The organism is Candidatus Sodalis sp. SoCistrobi (assembly GCF_900143145.1).
In the GTDB taxonomy this organism is placed as follows: Bacteria; Pseudomonadota; Gammaproteobacteria; order Enterobacterales; family Enterobacteriaceae; genus SoCistrobi.
Window position 1 is genome coordinate 1 of sequence record NZ_FRDB01000351.1, and the last position, 1,729, is coordinate 1,729.

General features: G+C 60.2%; 1 protein-coding gene. It reads left to right on the top strand.

From position 1 onward, the window contains the following. Positions 1-164 precede the first annotated feature (164 nt). On the top strand, positions 165-1,523 hold the full coding sequence (gene yegD / locus CINSTRO3249_RS15640; RefSeq protein WP_074013887.1) for a molecular chaperone: 1,359 nt from the start codon (positions 165-167) through the stop codon (positions 1,521-1,523). Positions 1,524-1,729: the final 206 nt, after the last annotated feature.

Here is a 1,729-nt window from a genome sequence, read left to right on the forward strand (position 1 = left end):
TTGAGTAATCCTGATTCCCCCAACAGGTCCTGAGGGGAGTGGCAATCCTGGAGCAATTGGTCAATAAGATCGTTGCTGATAGGCATTTTGTAGTCCTTTAAAGGTTTTGCTAAAAATGCCATTTACAAAGATTATTTTACAGCCTCTCGGCATGGGAGGCAGCAATGTTTATTGGCTTTGACTACGGCACCGCCAACTGTTCGGTAGCGGTCATGACGGAAGACACACCGCGGCTGTTGCCGCTCGATGGCGACTCGCCGTATATGGCATCGATGCTTAGCGCCCCCACGCGCGAAGCCGTCAGCGAATATCTGCATCGTTTCTGGCACCTCCCTACCGGCAGCGATGAGAACCAGTTGCTGCTTACGCGGGCGATACGCTATAACCGCGAAGAAGGCATCCCGCTGCATAACGACAGCCTGCAATTCGGCAGGCAGGCCCTGGCCAGCTATATCGCCGATCCCGAAGACAGCTATTTCGTCAAATCGCCAAAATCATTTCTCGGCGCCAATGGCCTGAAGCCGCAGCAAATCGCCCTGTTCGAGGATTTGGTCTGCGCCATGATATGCCATATCAAGCGCCAGGCGGAAGCGCAGGTGCAGGCCACGATCACCCAGGCGATGATCGGCCGGCCGATTAACTTCCAAGGTAGCGGCCTGGAGGAAGCTAATCGTCAGGCGCAGGGCATCTTGCAGCGCGCGGCGCAGCGGGCCGGCTTTCAGGAGGTGGCCTTTCAATATGAGCCGGTCGCGGCGGGGCTGGATTTTGAAGCCGGCCTGACCGCGGAAAGCCGGGTGCTGGTGGTGGATATCGGCGGCGGCACCACCGACTGCTCACTGTTGCTGATGGGCCCGCGCTGGCGTGAACTGCGCGACCGGCGGCATAGCCTGCTGGGGCACAGCGGGTGCCGGGTGGGCGGCAACGATCTGGATATTATGCTGGCGTTCAAGCAGTTGATGCCGCTGCTGGGGATGGGCGGCGCGACGGAAAAAGGGCTGGCGCTCCCTGCCCTGCCGTTTTGGCAAGCGGTGGCCATTAATGATATTCCAGCGCAGAGCGAATTTTACAGCAGCGCCAATGGCGTGCTGCTGCGGGAACTGTTGCGCGATGCGGCCGAGCCCGAAGTCTTCAGCGCGCTGTTGAAGGTCTACCGTCAGCGCTTAAGCTATCGGCTGGTGAAAAGCGCAGAGGAGTGCAAGATTGCGCTTTCCGCCGCGCCGCAGGTCAGGGCGGCGTTGGATTTTATCCGCCAGGGGCTTAGCGCCGCGCTCAGCCCCGCGCAGTTGGCCCAGGCCATCGAGCAGCCTGTGCAGCGGATCCTGGATCAGGTCAGCGAAGTGCTGGCGCAAGACAGCGCAACGCGGCCCGATGTGGTGTACTTAACCGGCGGCAGCGCCCGTTCGCCGCTACTGCGCCAGGCGCTGGCGGACAGCCTGCCGGGGATCCCGCTTGTCGGCGGCGACGATTTCGGCTCTGTCACCGCCGGTCTGGCGCGCTGGGCGCAGCGGCAGTTCCACGCCTAATACCCACCGCCGCCGTCGGTGGGCGGTGGGTTGCTGCTGCGGTCTTACCACGGTAACCGACATTGCGCGCCGTGCCCCCGAAGCATAGGTATCTACACATTTATCGTGATACCTGTTATTACTTTGCAGAATGATTTCAACCTATCTGTTGGCGGGATTGACTCTCGCCTTACCCGCCGATATCAGACGCTGGTTAAACAGCATAT